The sequence below is a fragment of the Sulfitobacter sp. AS92 genome, from assembly GCF_038900015.1.
Classification (GTDB): Bacteria; Pseudomonadota; Alphaproteobacteria; order Rhodobacterales; family Rhodobacteraceae; genus Sulfitobacter.
In genome coordinates this window covers 147110-166445 of the sequence record NZ_JBBMQL010000003.1, presented here as the reverse complement: position 1 = coordinate 166445, position 19336 = coordinate 147110, and the positions used below count along the sequence as shown (strand labels likewise).

The following is a 19336-nucleotide window of genomic DNA, read 5'->3' as shown; positions in this document are numbered from 1 at the left end:
GCCATGGCAGAGCTTTCCAACACCGTTTCTCAACGCGCTGCGCGCAACCGCTGGCTGCTGCTGACCCCAGCACTTATCATCCTAATCTTTGCCGCGAGCGGCCCGCTCCTGATCACGCTATTCTATTCCTTCCTCACCCCCGGCGATTACGGCGGCGTGGAGTGGGAGTTCTCGACCGATGCTTGGTTTGGCGTCTTGATGCAACGTGACATCTTTGACGACACGCTCGGCTGGTCTGACGCACATCTGAGCATTCTGTGGCGGTCGGTCAAACTGTCCGTTCTGACCACGATCGCCTGTCTCTTCTTTGGCTTTCCGACCGCCTATTTCATCGCCACCCGGCCCAAGAAACAGCGCGAATTCTGGATGCTGCTGATCATCATCCCGTTCTGGACAAACCTGCTGATCCGCACCTTTGCCATTCTGGAGTTGATCCGCAACGAAGGCACGATCAACACGGTTCTGATGGGCTTGGGCATCATTGATGAGCCGATCCAGATGCTGTTTACCGAATTCTCCATCATCCTCGGCATGGTCTATGTCTATCTGCCGCTGATGGTCTTGCCGATCTATGCTTCACTTGAGCGGTTGGACTTCCGGCTCGTTGAGGCGGGCTATGATCTCTATGCGACGCGGTTCAACGTGCTACGCCGGGTAATCCTGCCGCTGGTGAAACCGGGGGTCATCGCCGGGTCGATTTTGGTGCTGGTGCCGTCGCTGGGTGCCTATGTTATACCGCGCGTCATGGGCGGCGGCAACCAGTTGATGCTGGGCAATCTGATCGAGCTTCAGTTCGGTCAGGGGCGCAACTGGCCCTTGGGCGCCGCGCTGTCGATTACACTGCTGGCCATCGTGATGGTGGCGCTTCTGGCCTATGTCCGCGCGGCGGGGAATGAGGAGGTCCGTCATGGCTAAACGCGGTTTTGACATTCGCAAACTCCGGGGCTTTTCCGGCATCGCCATGGCCTGTTTCGTCATGCTTTACATGCCCATCGTCCTCTTGGTGGTCTATTCCTTCAACGCAGGCACATCCATCGCGATTTGGGAGGGGTTTTCTTGGCGCTGGTATGTCTCGGCATGGGACAATGAGATGGTGCAAGAGGCGACGGTGCGCAGCCTGATTATCGCGCTGTCTGCTGCCGCCATCGCCACGACGGCGGCGGTGCTCGCGGCGCTCGCCACCACCCGCAACCGCAAATTTCGTGGGCAAACCGCAATCTTTGCACTGATCCACCAGCCACTCATGGTGCCAGAAATCGTGACGGCGGTGGCGCTGCTGATCTTCTTCGCCACGATCAAGGTCGCCACCGGCTACACCGGGCTAATGTATCTCATCATCGCGCATTCGGCCTTCTGCATCCCCTTCGCCTATCTGCCGATCCGCGCACGGCTACAGGGCATGGACCTGAGCCTAGAGCAAGCCGCAGCCGATCTTTACGCCACACCGTTTCAGGTTTTCCGCCGGGTGACATTGCCGCAACTTTGGCCCGGCATCCTTGCCGGGGCGATGCTGGCCTTTGTGATCAGCCTCGACGACGTGGTGATTACAGAGTTTGTGAAATCCGCCGGGCAGGATACGCTGCCGACTTACATGCTGGGCCAATTACGGCGGGTGGTGACGCCAGAGATCAACGCGATTTCGACCGTGCTTTTGATGATCTCCGTCTTGATGGTGATCGCCTATACCCTGCTCAGCAGAACCAAAAAATAATCAACCAAAGGGAGCTTAAGATGAAAAAGACACTGACAGCAATCGGCCTTGTCCTCGCCGGGCCAGCCTTGGCCGAAGGGGAACTGAACCTCTACAACTGGGGCAACTACACCAGCCCTGAGATGATCGAGAAGTTCGAGAAACAGACCGGCATCAAGGTCACCATCACGGACTATGACAGCAACGACACCGCGCTGGCCAAGATCAAAGCGGGCGGGCATGGCTTTGACATCGTCGTGCCGTCGGGGACCTATGTGCCGATCTTCGTTGGTGAAGGGCTGCTGATGGAAAGCAAACCCAATGAGATGGAGAATTTTAAACATATGGACCCGCAGTGGGTCGATGTCGAATTCGATCCGGGCCGCAACTACACCGTGCCATGGCAGTGGGGCACCGTTGGTGTGACGGTAAACACGTCGGTCTATAGCGGCGACATCAACACTGCCGCCGTGATCTTTGATCCGCCGGAAGAGCTGAAAGGCAAGATCAACGTCGTGCCGGAAATGAACGACGTCATGGGCATGGCGATTCATTATGCAGGTGGCGAGCAATGCACGGCAGACAAAGAGGTCTTGAAAAAGGTCCGCGACATCATGCGCGCGGCCAAGCCCAACTGGCTATCGATGGACTATGGCAACATCGAGAAATACGCCAAGGGTGACCTCGCCGCTGGGGTGAACTGGAACGGCGCGTCCTTCCGTGCGCGCAACCAGAACGAAGACATCGCCTTTGGCTACCCACAAGAAGGCTACCCGGTCTGGATGGACAACGCCGCGATCCTCGCCGATGCGACCAATGTGGAAGAGGCGAAGACCTTCCTCAACTTTGTGATGGACCCGGAAAATGCCGCGATGTTGTCTGAGTTCGCGCGCTATGCGAACGGCATCAAAGGCTCGGAAGAGTTCATGCCCGAAGACATGAAAAGTGCGCCCGAAGTTGTGGTCCCGGAAGAGTTGAAGGGTGCTGCCTATGTCGCCAAGGTCTGCCCACCCGAGGCGCAAAAGCTCTACACCGCGATCTGGACCGACCTTCAGAAGTAAGCGCAACACCAGTGCAGGCGGGATTTGGTCCGCCTGCACCTCAACGGCCCCACTCAAGACAAAGGAACACCTCCATGCCGGCAGATATTGCCATCCACAACGGGGCCTTGATGACCTTCGATGACGCCCAGCCCAATGCGACCGCGCTGGCCATCAGTGGCGGTAAGATCACCCATGTCGGCACAGACGCCGAGGTGATGGCGCAGATCGGAACCGAAACCCGCGTCATCGACGCGCAGGGCGGCACCGTGTTGCCAGGGTTCATCGACAGCCATGTGCATCTCTTTGGTGGCTCGGTCGAACTGGAATACCTCAACCTTTATGGCGTCAAAGGTTTGGACGAGATGCGCCGCCTGATCCTGCCCTATGCCGAGGCCAATCCTGATGACAAACTGCTGTTTTGTGTGATGGCAGACTACGGCATTCTTGGCACCGGCAGCACACTGACGCGGCAGGATCTGGACACCATCCTGCCCGACCGCCCCCTCGCCATGTTCGCACCTGACCATCACACTGTCTGGGCCAATACCACCGCGCTCAAGGCCGCAGGGCTGCTTGAAGGGGGCGAAGTCGATTCGGGCTCGGAGATTGTGATGGGCCCGGATGGACTGGCAAGCGGTGAGCTGCTGGAACCCGGTGCCTATAGTCCGGTCCTTGCCCTCACCCGCCACGGTGGGCGCGACATGCTGGGGCTGACCAGCGGCAAAGACCCGGTGCCACCCGCGACCGCGCGGCAACGCGAGATGGACAAAGATGTCATCGCCCGCGGCCTGGCCCATTGCGCCGCGCAAGGCATCACCGGCCTGCATTTAATGGATGGCAACCGCTACCAGCTTGAACTGCTGTCCGAGCTTGAGACCGAAGGGCGTTTGATCTGCCGCTGCACCGTGCCCTTTCACCTTAAAGGCACCGACCCCATTGAACGGATCACGCAAGAAGCCCCCGCCATGCGCGCCGATTACCAAGGCGACAAACTGCGCTGCATCCATGTAAAAATGTTCATCGATGGCGTGATCGAAAGCGGCACCGCGCTGATGCTGCGCCCCTACCCCGGCGATCTGGGTGCGGGTGGCAACACCGGTGATGAGGTCTTTACCCAAGAGCATTTTGTTGCGGCATGTGTGGAAGCGGACCGGCTCGGCTTTCAGATCGCGGTCCATGCCATCGGCGATGCCGCCGTGCGGCGCACGATTAACGCTTTTGAAGTTGCGCAAAAGTCCAATGGCAAACGCGACAGCCGTCACCGGATTGAACATATCGAGGTGATGCATCTGGACGACCTGCCCCGCTTATCTGAGTTGGACATCGTCGCTTCGCTGCAACCGGGTCACGCCCCGCTTGGCCATATCTTCCCGCCCGAAGGCGTCACCAACTACCTACACCCCGATCAGATCGCGGGTGCCTATGCGTGGCAAACTATCCGTGAAAGCGGCGCTAAGGTCGTCTTTTCAACCGATTGGCCGGTGATCCCCGTGGATGTCATGCGCACCATCAAGGCCGCGATCGCGCCGCTGGACCTTGGCAAAGAATGGACGGATCAGAGCCAAAGCTTGGAAGACGCGCTGGCAAGCTATACCCGCGACAACGCGTGGGTTGAGTTTGCCGAAGACACTCGTGGCAGGCTCAAACCCGGCATGGATGCCGATGTGGCCGTGTTGAGCCATGACTTGACCCAGTTGCCCCCCGCGCAAATCGCCGATGCCAACGCCCGCGCGACCATCATGGGCGGTGAGCTGACGTTTCAGAGGTGAGTGTAAGTAATATTTAGGCTCAGAAGTCTGCGGAAAGACGTCTGAAATAGGCCAACTCTGATAATCTAGTGACCGGCTGAGAAGGAAAAGACGGGCGCGAGATGTCGCGCCCGTCAGAGGATTAGCTTTCTTTTGCCGCGAGGATCGCATCACCGGTGATCGGCAGATGCCGTACCCGCGCGCCCGTCGCGTTGAAGATCGCGTTGGCGATGGCAGGCGCGATGACCGTGGTGCCCGGCTCCCCAAGACCCACAGGCGCTTCCGTGCTTTCCACGAATGCAACCTCGACATCCGGCACATCGATCATCCGCAGCGGCGTGTAGGAGCCGAGGTTGAGGTCAACGACATTGCCGTTTTCGATCCGCGTGCCTTCGTGCAGCGCCATGGACAGGCCCCAAAGTGCCGCGCCAACGCATTGCGCGTGCGCCCCGTCGGGGTCGACAACCGTGCCGCAATCGAACGCCAGCCACATCTTCTGCACAGCCACCTCACCCGTCTCCGCATCCACCGCCAGCTTGACAGCGGCAGCGGTCCACGTTGGCATGCTGCGCGATTGGCCAAAGGTCGTGGCGATGCCGATTGCCGTGCCCTCGGGCAGGTCGGTTGCGCCATAGCCCGACATCTCGGCCACGCGCTGCAGAACGGTTGCCTGACGCGACGCACCGCCGACCGCGTTGGGCGCGGAGCCTGCGTTGATGCCTTCGGCCTTCAGGTGATCCAAACGGAACTGCAACGGATCGGCACCGACCTTATGCGCGGCCTCGTCCATGAAGCTTTCGACGGCAAAGTTGGTCCAGCCCGGCCCGACCGAGCGCAGCCAACCGGGACGGAAGGTCGCGTTCGCCAGATCGTTCGAGATCGCCCGCACACGGTGTGCGCCGACGGTATACCAGTGATCGGCCCCGTCGATTGCAAAGGGATCGTAAGGCTCTTCGTTGACACCTTTGGGCATGAAGCCCGGTGCCATCACCTGCGTCGGCCAACCGGCGGCGGCGTGGTGTTCCATCCCCGTGACGGCCTTGGCATCATCAAACGCCATGCGCAGCTTCTGCACCGAAGGCGAGCGGATGCTGTCGAACTGGGCGTCTTCCTCGCGGGAGAAGACCAGCTTGACGGGCTTGCCGACAGCCTTGGAGGCAAGTGCTGCAGGCACGATGTAGTCGCCATTCAAACGACGGCCAAAGCCCCCGCCCAGCATATAGCTGCGCATGACGATCTTGTCGGCAGGCACCTCAAGCGCCGTGGACAGCGTGGGCAGGATCAGCGATTGCCACTGGTTGCCCGCATGGGTTTCCCAGATGCCGTCGGCGTTCTGGAAGACGGTCGCGTTCACCGGCTCCATCTGGAAGTGCAGCACGGATTGCGTGGTGTACTCGGCCTCCAGCGTCTCGGCAGCGGCGTCGAAAACGGCGCTCGTCTCGGGCTGTTCGGTGTGCAGGATCGACCCCGCGTCGCCTCCGATCAACTCGCGCGAACGGGCTTGGATGTCATCCTCGGACACATCTGCCGTTTCGCCCGCGGTCCAATCGACGCTGATCTCATAGGTGGCCATCCGCGCTGCGTGGAGCGTTTTGCCCAGCACCACAACCCAGCCCGGCACGGTGCCCGACGGATCATCCAGCACCACGGTCTCAAGGTAGCCTTTGACCTCTTTCGCGGCGCTGTCATCGACAGAATTAACCTTGGAGCCATAGCGCGTCGGCGGCAGCATCGGCACGCCGTATACCATGCCGTCGACCTTGGCATCCAAGCCATAGATCGCCTGACCGGTGGTCTTCGTATCCAGATCAAGCGGATGCACGTCTTGGCCCACAAGGCGCAGATCGGCATGGGGTTTCAACGGCAAGGCTGCCAGTTCGTCTTCGGTGAAGCTCCGGTCGAGCCCTTCGGCCACCAGATCACCGTAGCTGATGCTTTGCGTGCCATCGGTCACAGCACCGTCGCGTGCGGTCAGGCCAGAGGCATCAACGCCCCACTTCGCCGCCGCCGCTTCGATTAGCGCGGTTCGCCCGGCAGCGCCTGCCTGACGGTAGACCGGCCAGCTTTGCCAGATCGACCAGCTGCCGCCGGTGACCATAAGGCCCCATTTCTCGGCTGAATCGACGTGGGTGATATGGACATCCTCCCACGCGACTTCCAGCTCATCCGCCAGAATGCGCGCGATGGCGGTGCCGACGTGTTGGCCCATTTCGGCGCGGATGATGTTGACGTTGACCTGACCGTCGGCGTCGATCCAATACCACATCGACGGCTCGAACGTCTGGCCGTTTGGCATGATCGGCGTGCCATCCGGCACAGCGGGGTTCATCGCGGCGTTCGACGCCTGCGGGAAGCCAAAGGCAACGCCAGCGGCGGTCATGGACACCAAAAACCCACGGCGGGTCATTTGCGATTGAGTGTCGGAGCCTTTCAGGCGGGACATCAGATTAGCCATTGTCGGAGCCTCCCATTGCGGTGGCGGCGTCGCGCACGGCTTGGCGAATACGGGGGTAGGTCATGCAGCGGCAAAGGTTGCCGGTCATCACCGCATCGATGTCTTCGTCGCTGGGGTTCGGCGTGTCTTGCAACAGCGATGCCGCCTGCATGATCTGGCCTGACTGGCAGTAGCCGCATTGCGGCACGCGCAGGTTGCGCCATGCTTCTTGAACGGGGTGATTGCCCCTCTCGTCCAGCCCTTCGATCGTGGTGACCGACAGGCCCTCTACATCCGCGAGATAGGTGATGCAGGACCGTGTGGCGGTGCCGTCGATGTGCACGGTACAAGCGCCGCAGGCACCGATGCCGCAGCCGAACTTGGTGCCGGTAAGACCGATTTCATCGCGGATCGCCCACAACAGGGGCATATCCGGGTCTGCGTCGACAGAGATTTGCCGCCCGTTCAATTCGAATTTTATCATGAAGTGGTTGTCCCTTGGGGTATGCTTTGCCTGAGGGGAGCGCGCGTATAGCTGCCCTGACGTGAGGAGCTGTACATAAGTCTAATGCCCGGCAATGACAGCCGCAGACTGCCCCGGTCACGGAATTGTCAGACCGGGCAAACGCGCGCAAACCCCCGCCTAAAGGTAGCCCCTTCGCGCGTCTTAGACGTGCTGCCCGCCATTGATCTCAATCTCGGTCCCCGAGACATAAGAGCTTTCTTCGCTGCATAGAAAATAGATCGCCCGCGCGACTTCCTCGGGCTGGCCAAGGCGGCGCATGGGAATACTGCGCACAATCTTGTCGGTGCCTTCGCTGAGGATCGCGGTTTCCACCTCGCCCGGTGCGATCGCGTTCACCCGAACGCCAAGCGGGCCGAAATCATGGGCCATCTCACGGGTCAGCGCGGCAAGCGCCGCCTTTGACGTGGCATAGGCCGCCCCGGCGAACGGATGCACCCGGTATCCAGCGATTGAGGTCACATTCACGACCGACCCGCGCCCGGCGGACAGCTCATCCTGAAGCCCGCGCGCCAGCACCACGGAGGCAAAGAAATTCACATGAAACACCTGCCCCCACGTCCGCAGATCGGTGTCGAGCGTGCTAAGTCTTGCGCCGCCCTCCCCCTTTGGCGAAATGCCTGCGTTGTTGACCAGCGCATGCAAAGGGCTGCCGTTCAGGAGCTTCTTAACCTGTGCTACGGCTTCGATGGTCTGGTTGGGATCGCTGAGATCGACCTGCACATGGTCCTGCGCCCCACCGGGCCAAGGGCATTCGGGCGAGAACGCCTGCCGCGAGCACCCAATCACCCGCCAACCCCTGCTGGCGAAGGTCTTGGCCGTGGCGTGTCCGATGCCCCGGCTTGCCCCCGTCAAAAGCAGCGTCTTTTGGTCGTGAGCCTCAGTATCCATCGCTTGATCCAAATCTGGCGTAACGCCTGAAATAGCGCCCTAGTCGGCAGCCGCCAGAGCGCGTTCATATTCCTGCCCCGGAATAGCGTCGAGCAGGCTGCGCGTATAGGCGGTATCGGGGTCGTGCAACACTTTGCTGACCGGCCCCGCTTCGACGATCTGGCCCTTTTGCATGACGATGATCCGGTCGCATATCCGCGCCGCGACGCGCAGGTCATGGGTGATAAAGAGCATCGACAGGTTCAGCCGGGTCTTCAACTCGGCCAGCAGATCAAGCACCTGCGCCTGAATGGACACATCGAGCGCCGAGACGGCCTCATCCGCGATAATGATCGACGGCTCCAGCGCCAGTGCACGGGCAATGCCGATCCGCTGCCGCTGCCCGCCTGAGAACTCATGTGGGAAGCGTTTCATCGCGCTTTCGTCCAGCCCGACGAGTTCGAGCAACTCCCGCGCCTTGGCCTTTGCCTCTTTATCCGGCGTGCCATAGGCGATCAGCCCTTCGGTGAGGATGCGCGACACGCGGGCGCGGGGGTTGAGCGAGGAAAACGGGTCTTGGAAGATCATCTGCAACTTGCGCCGCTGCGCGCGCAGTTCCGCGCCTGACATATGGGCGATGTCGACGTCATCCATCAGCACCCGACCCCCATCTGGATCGAGCAGACGCACCAGACAACGCCCGACGGTGGACTTGCCCGAACCGGACTCTCCGACGATGCCAATCGTCTCGCCTGCGTAAAGCTCAAAGCTCACGTCTTGGACGGCCTTCACCACGCGGCGCTTGCCAAAGAGCGTGCCGGAGCCGGTCGAAAAGGTCTTCTGCAACCCTTCGACCTTCAGCAGCGCTTTGCGCTCCACCTGCTTGGGCGCATCGGTCTGGGTCAGCCGGGGGATCGCGTCGATCAGGGCGCGGGTATAGGGGTGCTGAGGTTTTAGCAGCACATCCTGCGCGGGGCCGGCCTCAACGATCTCGCCCTTTTTCATGACGATCACCCGGTCAGCGATATCGGCCACCACACCAAAGTCATGGGTGATAAAGATCACCGCCATGCCACGCTTGCGCCGGAGATCTTCGATCAGCTTGAGGATCTGCGCTTGGGTGGTCACATCAAGCGCGGTGGTCGGCTCATCCGCGATCAGGATGTCCGGCTCCAGCGCCAAGGCCATGGCGATCATCACCCGCTGCCGCTGCCCGCCCGACAGTTGGAAAGGATAAGCCCGGATCGCCGCTTCGGGGTCGGGAATACCCACCTCTTCCAGCAGCTTCAGTGCACGGGCACGGCGTTCGGCCTTGGCAAGCGCGCCATGTGCCTCAAACACTTCAGCGATCTGCGCGCCGACCCGCATCAGCGGGTTCAGCGCGCTGAGCGGCTCTTGAAAGATCATCGAAATACGGCTGCCACGCAGGCTGAGCATCTCTTTCTCAGACAGGCCAAGGATCGACTGCCCATCAAAGATGATGCTGCCCTTGTCAGGCATAACCCCCTGCGGCAGCAGCCCCATCACCGCATTGGCCGACATAGATTTGCCCGACCCGCTTTCGCCCACGATGCAAAGGATCTCTCCCGGCGAAAGATCAAAGTTGATGTCCTTTGCGGCATAGAGCCGGTCGGCCCCCACCGGCAGAGCGATAGACAGGTCACGGATGCAAAGCAGGGTCATTCGGATTTCCTCGTCAATCGCGGGTTCAGCGCGTCATTCAGGCCTTCGCCGATCAGGTTCAGCGCCAGCACGGTCAGAAGGATCGCCATGCCCGGCAGGAACGACAGCCACCATGCGGTGCGGATCACAGTCCGGGCGGCACCGATCATATAGCCCCAAGACATGATGTTCGGATCGCCCAGCCCCAGAAAGGACAGCGAGCTTTCCAGCAAGATCGCCTGCGCCACCATCAGCGAGGCCAGCACGATAATGGGCGGCAGCGCATTGGGCAGAATGTGGCGGGTGATGATCTGGAAGTTACCAAGACCCGACAGGCTCGCCGCCTCGACAAACTCGCGGGTTCTGAGCGACAGCACCTCGCCGCGCACCAGACGCGCCACCGGGGGCCATGACACGATGGAGATCGCGATGATGACGAAGGTCAAGCTGGGCTGAAAGATCGCCAAGAGCACGATGGCAAGCGCAAAGCTGGGGATGGTCTGAAAGAATTCGGTAAAGCGCATGAGCGCGTCGTCAATCCGCCCCGCGAAATACCCCGCGGCTGCACCCACCGGCACGCCAATGGCCAGCGCCACGATGGTTGAGACCAGCCCGACCAGCAGGCTCACATAAGCCCCATGCGCCAGCCCCGCCAGCACGTTGCGGCCAAGGGCATCGGTGCCCAGCATCAGCCCGTCTTGGGTGAATGGCGGCAAAAATGGGCGCTGCACCATTTTCCACGGGCTTTGCGGGAAAAGGATGGGCGCAAGGATGGCAGCGGCGATGACGAAGGTCAGGATGACCAGACCGATCACCGCACCACGGTTATAGCTGAAACGTTTCCAAAAGCTCATCATGTTGTCAGCCTTATCCGCGGATCAACAATGACATAGATGACATCCGTGATCAGGTTGAACAGCAGCACCATGGCCGCCGAGATGTAAAAGACCCCGAGGATCACGTTGTAATCCCGCTGGTTGATCGCCTCGAACATCAGCCGCCCGATGCCGGGCCATGCGAAAACGGTCTCGGTCAGGATCGCCCCGCCAAAGATTTGCCCCGCCTGAAGCCCGGCCAGCGTGATGACCGGCAACAGCGCGTTGCGCAGGATATGCCGCCGTTGGATCACGCCGCGGGTCAGCCCCTTGGCGCGGGCGGTTTTGACGAAATCGAGCCGCGAGACTTCGAGCATCGAGGCCCGCGTCATGCGCATGTAAATCGCCATGAAGAACAGCCCCAACGTCGAGGCCGGGAGCACAAGATGTTTCGCCACATCAAGCACATGGGCCATACCGGTATAGCCCGCCCCGATGGTCGAATACCCAAAGCCCGGCAACCATTCGAGCCAGACGGAAAACACCAGCGTCGCCATCAGCGCCACCCAGAACAGCGGTGTCGCATAAAACAGCAGCGCGAATGTGGAGATAAGCGTGTCACCCCACCGCCCCTGCCGGGCCGAGGCCGCCACACCGGCGGTCACGCCCAACACCAGCGACAGCACAAAGGCCACGCCGGTCAGCAAAAGCGTGGCAGGCAGACGGTCGCCGATCATCTCTGCCACGGGCATTTGCTGGCGGAAGGAATAGCCCAGATCAAGCTGCACCGCGCCTTTGATGTAGAGCCAAAGCTGCATGTAGAGTGGTTGGTCCAGCCCGAAACGCGCCCGCAGGTCTGCAAGGAATTTCTCGTCTGCCGCCCCAGCTTCGCCCGCCATGACCGCCGCAGGGTCACCCGGTGCCGCATGGATCAGCAGGAAATTGAAGACAAGGATCGCCAGCAGGATAAACACTGCCTTGATCAACCTGCCCAATATGAAACGTATCACGCTATCCGCCTCGTTCTTGTTCTAAAGTGAGCCCAAGCCGCCGAAACGGCTCGGACCTTGAGCGTTGTCGCTCTTTTTATTTGTCGATCCACACGTCACGGAAACCGTCGTTCACACCAAAGGCAGTGTTGACGGGGTTTTTGATGTCACAGCGGTAGATCGTGGGGAAACCCAGTTCCAAGAGCCAAATGTTCGGCACGTCCTCGACGATTTTGTCTTGGATTTCCTTATAGGCGGCCTTGCGCTCTTCGGGGCTGGCCATCAGTGCCGCTTCGGCGAACAGCTTGTCCGTTTCGGCATTTTGATAGTTTGCCACGTTGTTCCAAGGCGAACCGGGAGCGGCATTGTCGCCCATATAGGTCCGCGAAACGCCGAGCGCCGGATCGCCGTATTGGTAGAGGTAGGTAAAGGCGAGATCAAAGTCGCGGTCTGCGACCTTCTGGTTCCAACCCGCCACGTCCGACGGCACAATCTCGGTCGTCATGCCGATCTCGCTCAGGTTTTGTTTGACCGCTTCGGCCCAGCGCTGCCAAGTCTCACCGTAAGGCAAACCCAGAATGCGGATGGTTTCACCATCATAGCTGCTTTCTTCCAGCAGGGCTTTGGCTTTCTCCGGGTCGAAGGTGATGTCCGGCGTCTCGCCATCATAGAAGCGGGTGGAAGACGAAAGCGGCCCGGTCGAGACCTTGCCCAGACCATTCCAAAGCGCGTCCTTGGCGAACTGGCGGTCGACGCCATGCATGATCGCCTTGCGCACCTTCACATCATCGAGCGGCTTGTTGTCGTTGTTCACCCACATCCAAGACAGCGGGCCGAAGTATTCCCAGCCTTTGTCTGTGATGCAGGTGTTGTCCATCGCCTGAATGCGCGCCACGTCGAAATTCTCGACCGAGCCGCCGGGCAGCACATCGACCTTGCCGGTCTCATAGGCCACCGCACGCGAGGCCGCATCGGGGATCACGTGGTAATAAACTTCATCCACATAGGGCTTGCCCTCCATGTAGTAGTCGTCATTCTTGACCAGATGGATGAAGCTGCCCTTCTCCCATGTGTCGAACTTGAAGGGGCCGGTGCCGATGGGCGTGTTGTTCGCCTCGTTGTTGGCGAAATCCGTGCCTTCATAGATGTGCTTGGGGATCATCGGCGCGGTGCCGGGCTCAAAGATACCAATGAAGGGGCCGAAGGGCTGCTTCAGGTTAAAGACAACCGTATATTCATCCGGTGTCTCAATGCTCTCGACATGCTCCATATAGGTGCGCATCCGCGAATGGCTCTCGCGCAGGAACTTATCCATGGAGAATTCGACATCCGCCGAGGTGAACGGCTCTCCGTCATGAAAAACCACGCCTTCGCGAAGCTTGAAGGTATAGGTCTTGCCGTCCTCTGAAATCTCCCAAGATTCAGCCAACTGGCCTTCGGGCTTCAGATCGAAATCATAACGCAGCAGGCTTTCATAAATATCGCCGCCGACCATCTGCGTTGGGCCGTTCTGCACGAGGCCGAGCATCAAGCTGGGCGGTTCTGGCTGGATCACGACGTTCAGCGTGCCGCCGGATTTGGGTGCGCCGTCTTGCGCCGCGAGTGGTCCGGCCATCGCCAGCGCCAAAACGGCTGCCGTTAATTTAGTGGTGTTTAGCATTTAAATCCCCATTGGTTTTTTGTTGAATCCCGCCCATTCAAAGCGTCCGATCTTTTGCCGGCTGATGCATTCGACTGGTACGAGGCCCGCGCGACGCACGGGACTTTGCTCTCTCATTCGTTGGTGGTGAATGATGCGATGTATCTGATGATCCCCTCCTTTGCGTCATCAATGTCAGCGCGCATTCCCGCGGCTGCCGCAGCAGGGTCGCGATTCTCGCAGGCTGCAATAATCGTCTGGTGATGTCTTACCAGCCCGACCTGCTCGCGCGCATAATATCCGGCAATCAGCGGCCCCATACGCAGCCACAGCCCGCTGAGAATGGCCAGCAAGATTGGCATTTCAGCTGCTTCGACCAGCGCGAAATGAAACTCTTGATTGTATTTAACCGCCTGCGGCCAGCGTCCGGCCTGTGCTGCGACCCCGTTTCGCTCCACGATCTTTTCCAGACGGCGGATTTCTTTTGGCCCCACCCTCTCGGCCGCGCGGCCTGCGGCGAAACCTTCCAACTCGCGCCGGATGCTGGCGATCTCAAGATACTGCACCTCTGTTAGCACAGGCACCCGCACATCGCGCATGCTGCGCTGCTCTAGCGCTTCCTCGCGCAGCAGCCGCTGCACCGCGTCCCGCACCGGGGTTGAACTGGTACCCAGCCGCTCTGCCAGCCCCCGAATGGTGACCTTTTCATTCGGCCGCAGCTTGCCACTAACCAAGTCCTGGCACAGCCGCTCATAGATAGCGTCGCCCAATGAAACTTGATTAATTTCGGCCATTGCGCCCTCATTCTCGCCAGTCGATTTTGACTAGTTTTGATGCATGATGCATCATTTCTATTGAGCCTGCAAATTAAAACTGCAATGCTCCGCCGCAATGACATCAGACCACAGGGAATGTGATGAAAGTCTTTTTCGACGAACGCCAGCTTGGCCATGCCCCGACCCATTACTTTCGGCGCGGCGCGGCCATGCCGCATCAAGAACAGCCCCAACGTGCTGAAATTTTACGCGATATGTTAATCAGAGAAGGGTTTGAGATTACCAAACCCCAAGATCACGGGCTTGACCCCATCAAGGCCGTGCACAATCCAAACTACGTCGACTTCCTGCCCGACGCCCACGCCCGTTTCGTCGAAAGCGCAGGCCCAGAGGCGCTGGCCATCCCAACCATGCACCCCGGTGTGCGGCGCGGAAAGGAACCCAAAGACATTCACGGCCAATTGGGTTGGTGGATGACCGACACCTCGACCCCGTTGACCGAAGGATCATGGGACGCGGCCTATTGGTCCGCGCAAACTGCCGTCCAAACCGCCGAGACCGTGGCAGCCGGTGCCCGCGCGGCCTATGCGCTTTGCCGTCCGCCCGGCCACCACGCGATGCGCGATTGCTCAAACGGGTTTTGCTTTTTCAACAACGCCTGCATTGCCGCGCATCACCTGACCCAGACCTATAAGAAAGTCGCGCTGATCGATATCGACGTGCATACCGGCAATGGCTCTCTCGACATCCTCTATGAACGGGGCGACATCTTCTTCTGCTCGCTACATCCCGACCCGGCCACCTACCCCACCTTCTACCTCGGCCACGCCGATGAAACGGGCGAAGGCGACGGGGCGAGCAAATCGCTGAACCTGCTGCTGGAACAGGGCGCAAGCCAAGACGATGTGCTGGCGTTGCTGGATAAAGGCATCGCCGCGATCCGCGATTTCGGAGCCGAGGCGCTCGTGGTCTCACTGGGCTTCGACATGGCCGCCGATGATCCGCTGGCCGCCGTAAATGTCTACCCCGACGGCTTTGCCGAAATGGCGCGGCGCTTGGCGGCACTCAACCTTCCCACAGCATTGATCCAAGAGGGCGGCTACCTTGGCCCGTCGCTGGCCGACAACGCAAAATCCTTTCTTACGACATTCCGCGAGGCCACAGCATGAGCAAGACCCCCAAAGAAATGAATGGCGCAGAAAGCGTGGTGCGCAGCCTACATGCGGGCGGGGTGGAGGTCTGTTTTGCCAATCCCGGTACCTCCGAGATGCAGTTCGTCGATGCACTGGACCGCACTAAGCTGATGCGCTGCGTCTTGGGCCTGTTTGAAGGTGTGGTCACCGGCGCCGCCGATGGCTATGCGCGCATGGCCGGGAAACCGGCGGTGACCCTGCTGCACCTCGCGCCCGGCTTTGCCAATGCCGCCGCCAACCTGCACAACGCCCGCAAGGCACGGGTGCCGATGGTGAACCTTGTGGGCGACCATGCCCTGCGGCACCAGAAATATGACGCGCCGCTGTCGGCAGATGTCGAAGGCGCCTGTGCGCCCTTCAGCGATTGGGTCCGCTCTGGCCGCGATGCGGGTAGTTTTGCCGCTGATGCGATGACAGCGCTGGCCGTGGCGCAAAGCAAGCCCGGCAAGGTCGCCACGCTGATCGCCCCTGCGGACATCGGTTGGGACGCGGGCGGCAAAATGGCCGAGGCCGTGGCCCCCGCCGCCTCTGCCCCGTTGGATGAACGCGCCCTTGATGCGGCGATCAATGCATTGGAGAGCGGCGAGAAAACTGTGCTATTGGTCGGCAGCGCGGTGCTGGAAAACCAAGAGGCAATGGCCCTGCTGCACGGCATCGCAGACAAGACTGGGGCCGACATCCTCGCCCCCACCTCGAACCGCCGAATGGAGCGTGGGCAGGGCCGCTTTGCGATCAACAAAGTCCCCTACCCGATCAACGCGGCCCTTGAATGTCTTGCCCCCTACAGCCGCGCGATCCTGATCGAGACCCCGCCCCCCGTGGCCTTCTTTGCCTATCCCGGCAAACCGAGCCTGCTGCTGCCGGTCGACTGCCACACCGTCACATTGGCGGCGGTTGATGGTAACGGGTCTGAGGCCATCGCCGCGCTGGCGGATCGTATTGGTGCCAAGTCCGCCACACCGCCCCAGCACGAACGACCCGCCGCACCGCAAGCTGGCGGCATTACCTTGCAAAACCTCGGTGCGGCCTTGGCCAATGCGCTGCCGGAAGACGCAATCGTGGTGGATGAAGCCGTATCCTCCGGCGGGGCCACCTTCCCCGCAGGCGACAGTGCCGCGCCGAACACGTGGCTGGCCCTGACCGGCGGGTCCATCGGTATCGGTATCCCCCTCTCCGCCGGAGCCGCCATCGCCTGCCCCGACCGTCCGGTGATCACTCTGCAAGCGGATGGATCGGCGATGTACACGATCCAAGGGCTTTGGACCCAAGCGCGCGAGAACTCCAAAGTCACCACGATCATCCTCGCCAACCAGTCCTATGAGATCCTCAAGGGTGAGTTGCACAACGTCGGTGCCCAACCCGGCCCCGACGCGCTGAGCATGTTGAACCTTGACCGCCCGCAATTGGATTTCGTCGCCATGGCCAAGGGCATGGGCGTGCCCGGCAAACGGGTCGAAGACATCACCGATCTGATGCGCACCATCGAAGAGGCCGCAAAAGAGCCCGGCCCCTTCCTCATCGAAGCGATGCTTTAACCCCCCGAAAGGACCTGCCATGCCCCTCGATCCAGACCTCAAGTCTCGCATCCTTCAGGCTGTCGAAGATGGGTTTGCTGAGCAAGTGAGCTTTACCCAACAACTGGTGCAGACCCCTTCCCAACGCAGCCATGAACATGCGATCCAAGACCTGTTGTTTCGCAGCCTGCAAAGCCGTGGCTACGCGATGGACCGGTTCAAAATGGACCGCGCCGCGATTGAGGCGCATCCCGGCGGCTCGAAATACTCGGACGATCACTCCGACGCGCCCATCGTCGTGGGCATCCACCGTCCGCGCGACGAGACGGGCCGCTCGCTGATCCTACAATCGCATCTCGATGTGGTCCCCGAAGGGCTGCACGACATGTGGGATGACCCGCCCCTGTCGGCCAAGATCGACGGCGACTGGATGTATGGCCGGGGCGCGGGCGATATGAAGGCAGGCGCGGCGGCGAATATCTTTGCCCTAGACGCGCTGCGCCGCATCGGGCTGCAACCAGCGGCGACCGTCTATGTGCAGTCCGTGGTCGAAGAGGAGTCCACTGGCAACGGCGCCTTGCAGACCTTCCTACAAGGCTACACCGCCGACGCGGTTTTTATCCCCGAGCCGGAAGAAGAGATGTTGGTGCGCGCCAATACCGGCGTCATCTGGTTTCAGGTGCAGGTGCGCGGCGTGCCCGTCCATGTGCGCGAAATGGGCGAAGGCGCCAATGCGATTGACGCGGCGACCCGGGTTATGACCGCCCTGCGCGAGATGGAGGAAGACTGGAACGCCGAGAAAGGCGACCACCCCCACTTCGAAGACGAAGCGCATCCGATCAACCTCAACATCGGCAAGATCGAAGGCGGCGATTGGGCGTCCTCCGTGCCGTCATGGTGCAACATCGACTGCCGCGTTTCCATCTATCCGGGCCGCAGTGCCGAGGACGCCGCGCGCGAGATTACCGAGCGCGTCAAAGCCTTTGCCCAAACCGACAGCTTCCTGTCCAACAACCCGCCCGAAGTGGTCTTTAACGGCTTTCACGCCGAAGGCTATGTGCTGGAGCCGGGCAGCGAGGCCGAAGCGGTGCTGGAACGCGCCCACGAAGACGCTATCGGCGCGCCGCTGCAATCCTTTATGACGGCGGGCTATCTCGATACGCGGGTCTATGCGCTGTATAACAAAATCCCCGCGCTTTGTTACGGGCCGAAGTCGCGCAACATCCACGGGATCAATGAATCCGTCAGTCTCAGTTCGGTGAAAAAGATCACGCAGGCCATGGCGCTCTTTATCGCGGAATGGTGCGGAACCGAGGACATCACCCCATGACCGAGGTCGGGATCACGCCTCAGGGCGGCTTGCCCCCCTTCCTCAGCGGCGCGCTGATCGAAGAGAGCGGCGAAAAGACCGATCTTCTAGCGCAAGACCCGCCCGCCTTTGACGCGGCACTCGCGGCAGAGGTCGCCTTGCAACGCTATGGCATATCGGGTGAGATCAAGCCACTGGCGGCGGAAAAGGATGCGAATTTTCTAATTACCCTGCCAAGCGGCGAAGAGGCGCTGCTGAAGATCACCAATGCCGCCGAAAAGTGTGCCGTGACCGATATGCAGACCGCCGCATTGATGCATCTGGCCGCCGCTGATCCCGACCTGCCCGTGCAGCGTATCTGCGCCAGCCTGAGCGGCCAGGCCGCCGAGGTGGCCACCGCCGCCGATGGTCAGTCGCATGTCGTGCGTTTGATGACCTTCCTTGGCGGCACTGTCCTCAGCAATGCCACGCCCCAGCCCGGCCTTCACCGCGCTTTGGGGGATTTTCACGCGCGGGTGGCACTGGGTCTGCGCGGTTTTTTCCATCCGGCTGGCGGGCATTTTCTGCAGTGGGATATCAAACAGGCGGGCCATCTGCGCCCCCTGCTGGCGGATGTGCAAGACGCCGCATTGCGCGCCCAACTGGGGCGCATCCTTGATCACTTCGATGCGGAAGTCGCGCCGCAATTGCCGCATCTACGGGCACAGGTCGTGCATAACGACTTCAATCCGCACAACATTCTGGTCGATGGGCCGGAGGCGCAGCATCCCGTTGGCCTGATTGATTTCGGCGACATGGTGCATACCCCGCTGGCCTGCGATCTGGCGGTGGCATGTTCCTACCAACTCGGTCAAGGCGCGGACCCGCTGCAAGATGTCTGCGAGATGGTCGCAGGCTTTGCCAAACGCTTGCCACTGGAGCTGGATGAGATCGCGCTGCTGCCGAGCCTGATCCGGCTGCGCCACGCCACCACATTGGCCATCGGCGCATCCCGCGCGCGGCGCTATCCCGATAACGCCCCCTATATCCTGCGCAACGCCGCCGCCTCTCAACGTGGGCTGGCCGCGTTGGACCATGTCGGCGATGCCGCCGCGATCGAAACACTGCACCGCGCTGCGGGAACGGAGTGAT

At 60.8% G+C, this 19336-nt stretch carries 16 protein-coding genes; 8 read left to right on the top strand and 8 right to left on the bottom strand.

Annotated elements, in window-relative coordinates:
- Window positions 1-3 precede the first annotated feature (3 nt).
- The 4 genes from WNY61_RS06925 (at window position 4) to WNY61_RS06910 (ending at window position 4502) form a co-directional block, all read left to right on the top strand.
- Window positions 4-915, top strand: a complete 912-nt coding sequence (locus tag WNY61_RS06925; protein ID WP_342850746.1) for an ABC transporter permease — start codon at window positions 4-6, stop codon at window positions 913-915.
- Window positions 908-1711, top strand: a complete 804-nt coding sequence (locus tag WNY61_RS06920) for an ABC transporter permease (RefSeq protein WP_342850745.1) — start codon at window positions 908-910, stop codon at window positions 1709-1711. Before WNY61_RS06925 ends, WNY61_RS06920 begins: the two co-directional genes overlap by 8 nt.
- Window positions 1712-1731: 20 nt before the next feature.
- Entirely contained in the window at window positions 1732-2751 is a 1020-nt protein-coding gene (locus WNY61_RS06915) for an extracellular solute-binding protein (protein ID WP_342850744.1), read from the top strand.
- Window positions 2752-2825: 74 nt separating this feature from the next.
- Complete coding sequence (locus tag WNY61_RS06910) at window positions 2826-4502, top strand: amidohydrolase (protein WP_342850743.1); 1677 nt, start codon at window positions 2826-2828, stop codon at window positions 4500-4502.
- A 121-nt stretch (window positions 4503-4623) separates the two neighbouring features.
- Here WNY61_RS06910 and WNY61_RS06905 read toward each other — a convergent pair whose 3' ends face one another.
- The 8 genes from WNY61_RS06905 to WNY61_RS06870 all read right to left on the bottom strand — a co-directional run bounded on the left by WNY61_RS06905 (window position 4624) and on the right by WNY61_RS06870 (window position 14207).
- Window positions 4624-6924: a molybdopterin cofactor-binding domain-containing protein gene (locus tag WNY61_RS06905; protein WP_342850742.1), complete on the bottom strand. Its 2301-nt coding sequence runs from the start codon at window positions 6922-6924 to the stop codon at window positions 4624-4626.
- Between the two features lie 4 nt (window positions 6925-6928).
- Window positions 6929-7399 (bottom strand): (2Fe-2S)-binding protein, encoded by a 471-nt coding sequence (locus WNY61_RS06900; protein WP_342850741.1) that lies wholly within the window; start codon window positions 7397-7399, stop codon window positions 6929-6931.
- Window positions 7400-7582: 183 nt separating this feature from the next.
- On the bottom strand, window positions 7583-8329 hold the full coding sequence (locus tag WNY61_RS06895; RefSeq protein WP_342850740.1) for an SDR family oxidoreductase: 747 nt from the start codon (window positions 8327-8329) through the stop codon (window positions 7583-7585).
- A gap of 39 nt (window positions 8330-8368) precedes the next feature.
- Window positions 8369-9991 carry an ABC transporter ATP-binding protein gene (locus WNY61_RS06890; RefSeq protein ID WP_342850739.1) on the bottom strand — a complete coding sequence of 541 codons (1623 nt, stop codon included), beginning with the start codon at window positions 9989-9991 and terminating at the stop codon, window positions 8369-8371.
- A complete protein-coding gene (locus WNY61_RS06885; protein ID WP_342850738.1) occupies window positions 9988-10827 on the bottom strand; it encodes an ABC transporter permease in 840 nt (279 codons plus the stop codon). The genes WNY61_RS06890 and WNY61_RS06885 overlap by 4 nt, the downstream gene beginning before the upstream one ends.
- Window positions 10824-11795 carry an ABC transporter permease gene (locus tag WNY61_RS06880; RefSeq protein ID WP_342850736.1) on the bottom strand — a complete coding sequence of 324 codons (972 nt, stop codon included), beginning with the start codon at window positions 11793-11795 and terminating at the stop codon, window positions 10824-10826. The genes WNY61_RS06885 and WNY61_RS06880 overlap by 4 nt, the downstream gene beginning before the upstream one ends.
- A 76-nt stretch (window positions 11796-11871) precedes the next feature.
- Window positions 11872-13434 carry an ABC transporter substrate-binding protein gene (locus WNY61_RS06875; RefSeq protein WP_342850734.1) on the bottom strand — a complete coding sequence of 521 codons (1563 nt, stop codon included), beginning with the start codon at window positions 13432-13434 and terminating at the stop codon, window positions 11872-11874.
- 113 nt (window positions 13435-13547) lie between these two features.
- Complete coding sequence (locus tag WNY61_RS06870) at window positions 13548-14207, bottom strand: GntR family transcriptional regulator (RefSeq protein ID WP_342850733.1); 660 nt, start codon at window positions 14205-14207, stop codon at window positions 13548-13550.
- A gap of 122 nt (window positions 14208-14329) precedes the next feature.
- Between WNY61_RS06870 and WNY61_RS06865 the strand changes: the two genes are divergently transcribed.
- Genes WNY61_RS06865 through WNY61_RS06850 form a run of 4 tightly spaced genes read left to right on the top strand, consistent with a single transcriptional unit; the run spans window position 14330 to window position 19335 of the window.
- Window positions 14330-15358, top strand: a complete 1029-nt coding sequence (locus tag WNY61_RS06865; protein ID WP_342850732.1) for a histone deacetylase family protein — start codon at window positions 14330-14332, stop codon at window positions 15356-15358.
- Window positions 15355-16917, top strand: coding sequence for an acetolactate synthase large subunit (locus tag WNY61_RS06860; RefSeq protein ID WP_342850730.1), 1563 nt, complete (start codon window positions 15355-15357; stop codon window positions 16915-16917). The genes WNY61_RS06865 and WNY61_RS06860 overlap by 4 nt, the downstream gene beginning before the upstream one ends.
- Window positions 16918-16936: 19 nt before the next feature.
- Window positions 16937-18226 (top strand): ArgE/DapE family deacylase, encoded by a 1290-nt coding sequence (locus tag WNY61_RS06855; protein WP_342850729.1) that lies wholly within the window; start codon window positions 16937-16939, stop codon window positions 18224-18226.
- Window positions 18223-19335 carry a phosphotransferase gene (locus WNY61_RS06850; protein WP_342850728.1) on the top strand — a complete coding sequence of 371 codons (1113 nt, stop codon included), beginning with the start codon at window positions 18223-18225 and terminating at the stop codon, window positions 19333-19335. The genes WNY61_RS06855 and WNY61_RS06850 overlap by 4 nt, the downstream gene beginning before the upstream one ends.
- Window position 19336: the final 1 nt, after the last annotated feature.

Bases quoted from the DNA above. Each gene is read 5' to 3' on its own strand.
- WNY61_RS06925 (WP_342850746.1), top strand. From the start codon at position 4: ATGGCAGAGCTTTCCAACACCGTTTCTCAACGCGCTGCGCGCAACCGC.
- WNY61_RS06920 (WP_342850745.1), top strand. From the start codon at position 908: ATGGCTAAACGCGGTTTTGACATTCGCAAACTCCGGGGCTTTTCCGGC.
- WNY61_RS06915 (WP_342850744.1), top strand. From the start codon at position 1,732: ATGAAAAAGACACTGACAGCAATCGGCCTTGTCCTCGCCGGGCCAGCC.
- WNY61_RS06910 (WP_342850743.1), top strand. From the start codon at position 2,826: ATGCCGGCAGATATTGCCATCCACAACGGGGCCTTGATGACCTTCGAT.
- WNY61_RS06905 (WP_342850742.1), bottom strand. From the start codon at position 6,924: ATGTCCCGCCTGAAAGGCTCCGACACTCAATCGCAAATGACCCGCCGT.
- WNY61_RS06900 (WP_342850741.1), bottom strand. From the start codon at position 7,399: ATGATAAAATTCGAATTGAACGGGCGGCAAATCTCTGTCGACGCAGAC.
- WNY61_RS06895 (WP_342850740.1), bottom strand. From the start codon at position 8,329: ATGGATACTGAGGCTCACGACCAAAAGACGCTGCTTTTGACGGGGGCA.
- WNY61_RS06890 (WP_342850739.1), bottom strand. From the start codon at position 9,991: ATGACCCTGCTTTGCATCCGTGACCTGTCTATCGCTCTGCCGGTGGGG.
- WNY61_RS06885 (WP_342850738.1), bottom strand. From the start codon at position 10,827: ATGATGAGCTTTTGGAAACGTTTCAGCTATAACCGTGGTGCGGTGATC.
- WNY61_RS06875 (WP_342850734.1), bottom strand. From the start codon at position 13,434: ATGCTAAACACCACTAAATTAACGGCAGCCGTTTTGGCGCTGGCGATG.
- WNY61_RS06870 (WP_342850733.1), bottom strand. From the start codon at position 14,207: ATGGCCGAAATTAATCAAGTTTCATTGGGCGACGCTATCTATGAGCGG.
- WNY61_RS06865 (WP_342850732.1), top strand. From the start codon at position 14,330: ATGAAAGTCTTTTTCGACGAACGCCAGCTTGGCCATGCCCCGACCCAT.
- WNY61_RS06860 (WP_342850730.1), top strand. From the start codon at position 15,355: ATGAGCAAGACCCCCAAAGAAATGAATGGCGCAGAAAGCGTGGTGCGC.
- WNY61_RS06855 (WP_342850729.1), top strand. From the start codon at position 16,937: ATGCCCCTCGATCCAGACCTCAAGTCTCGCATCCTTCAGGCTGTCGAA.
- WNY61_RS06850 (WP_342850728.1), top strand. From the start codon at position 18,223: ATGACCGAGGTCGGGATCACGCCTCAGGGCGGCTTGCCCCCCTTCCTC.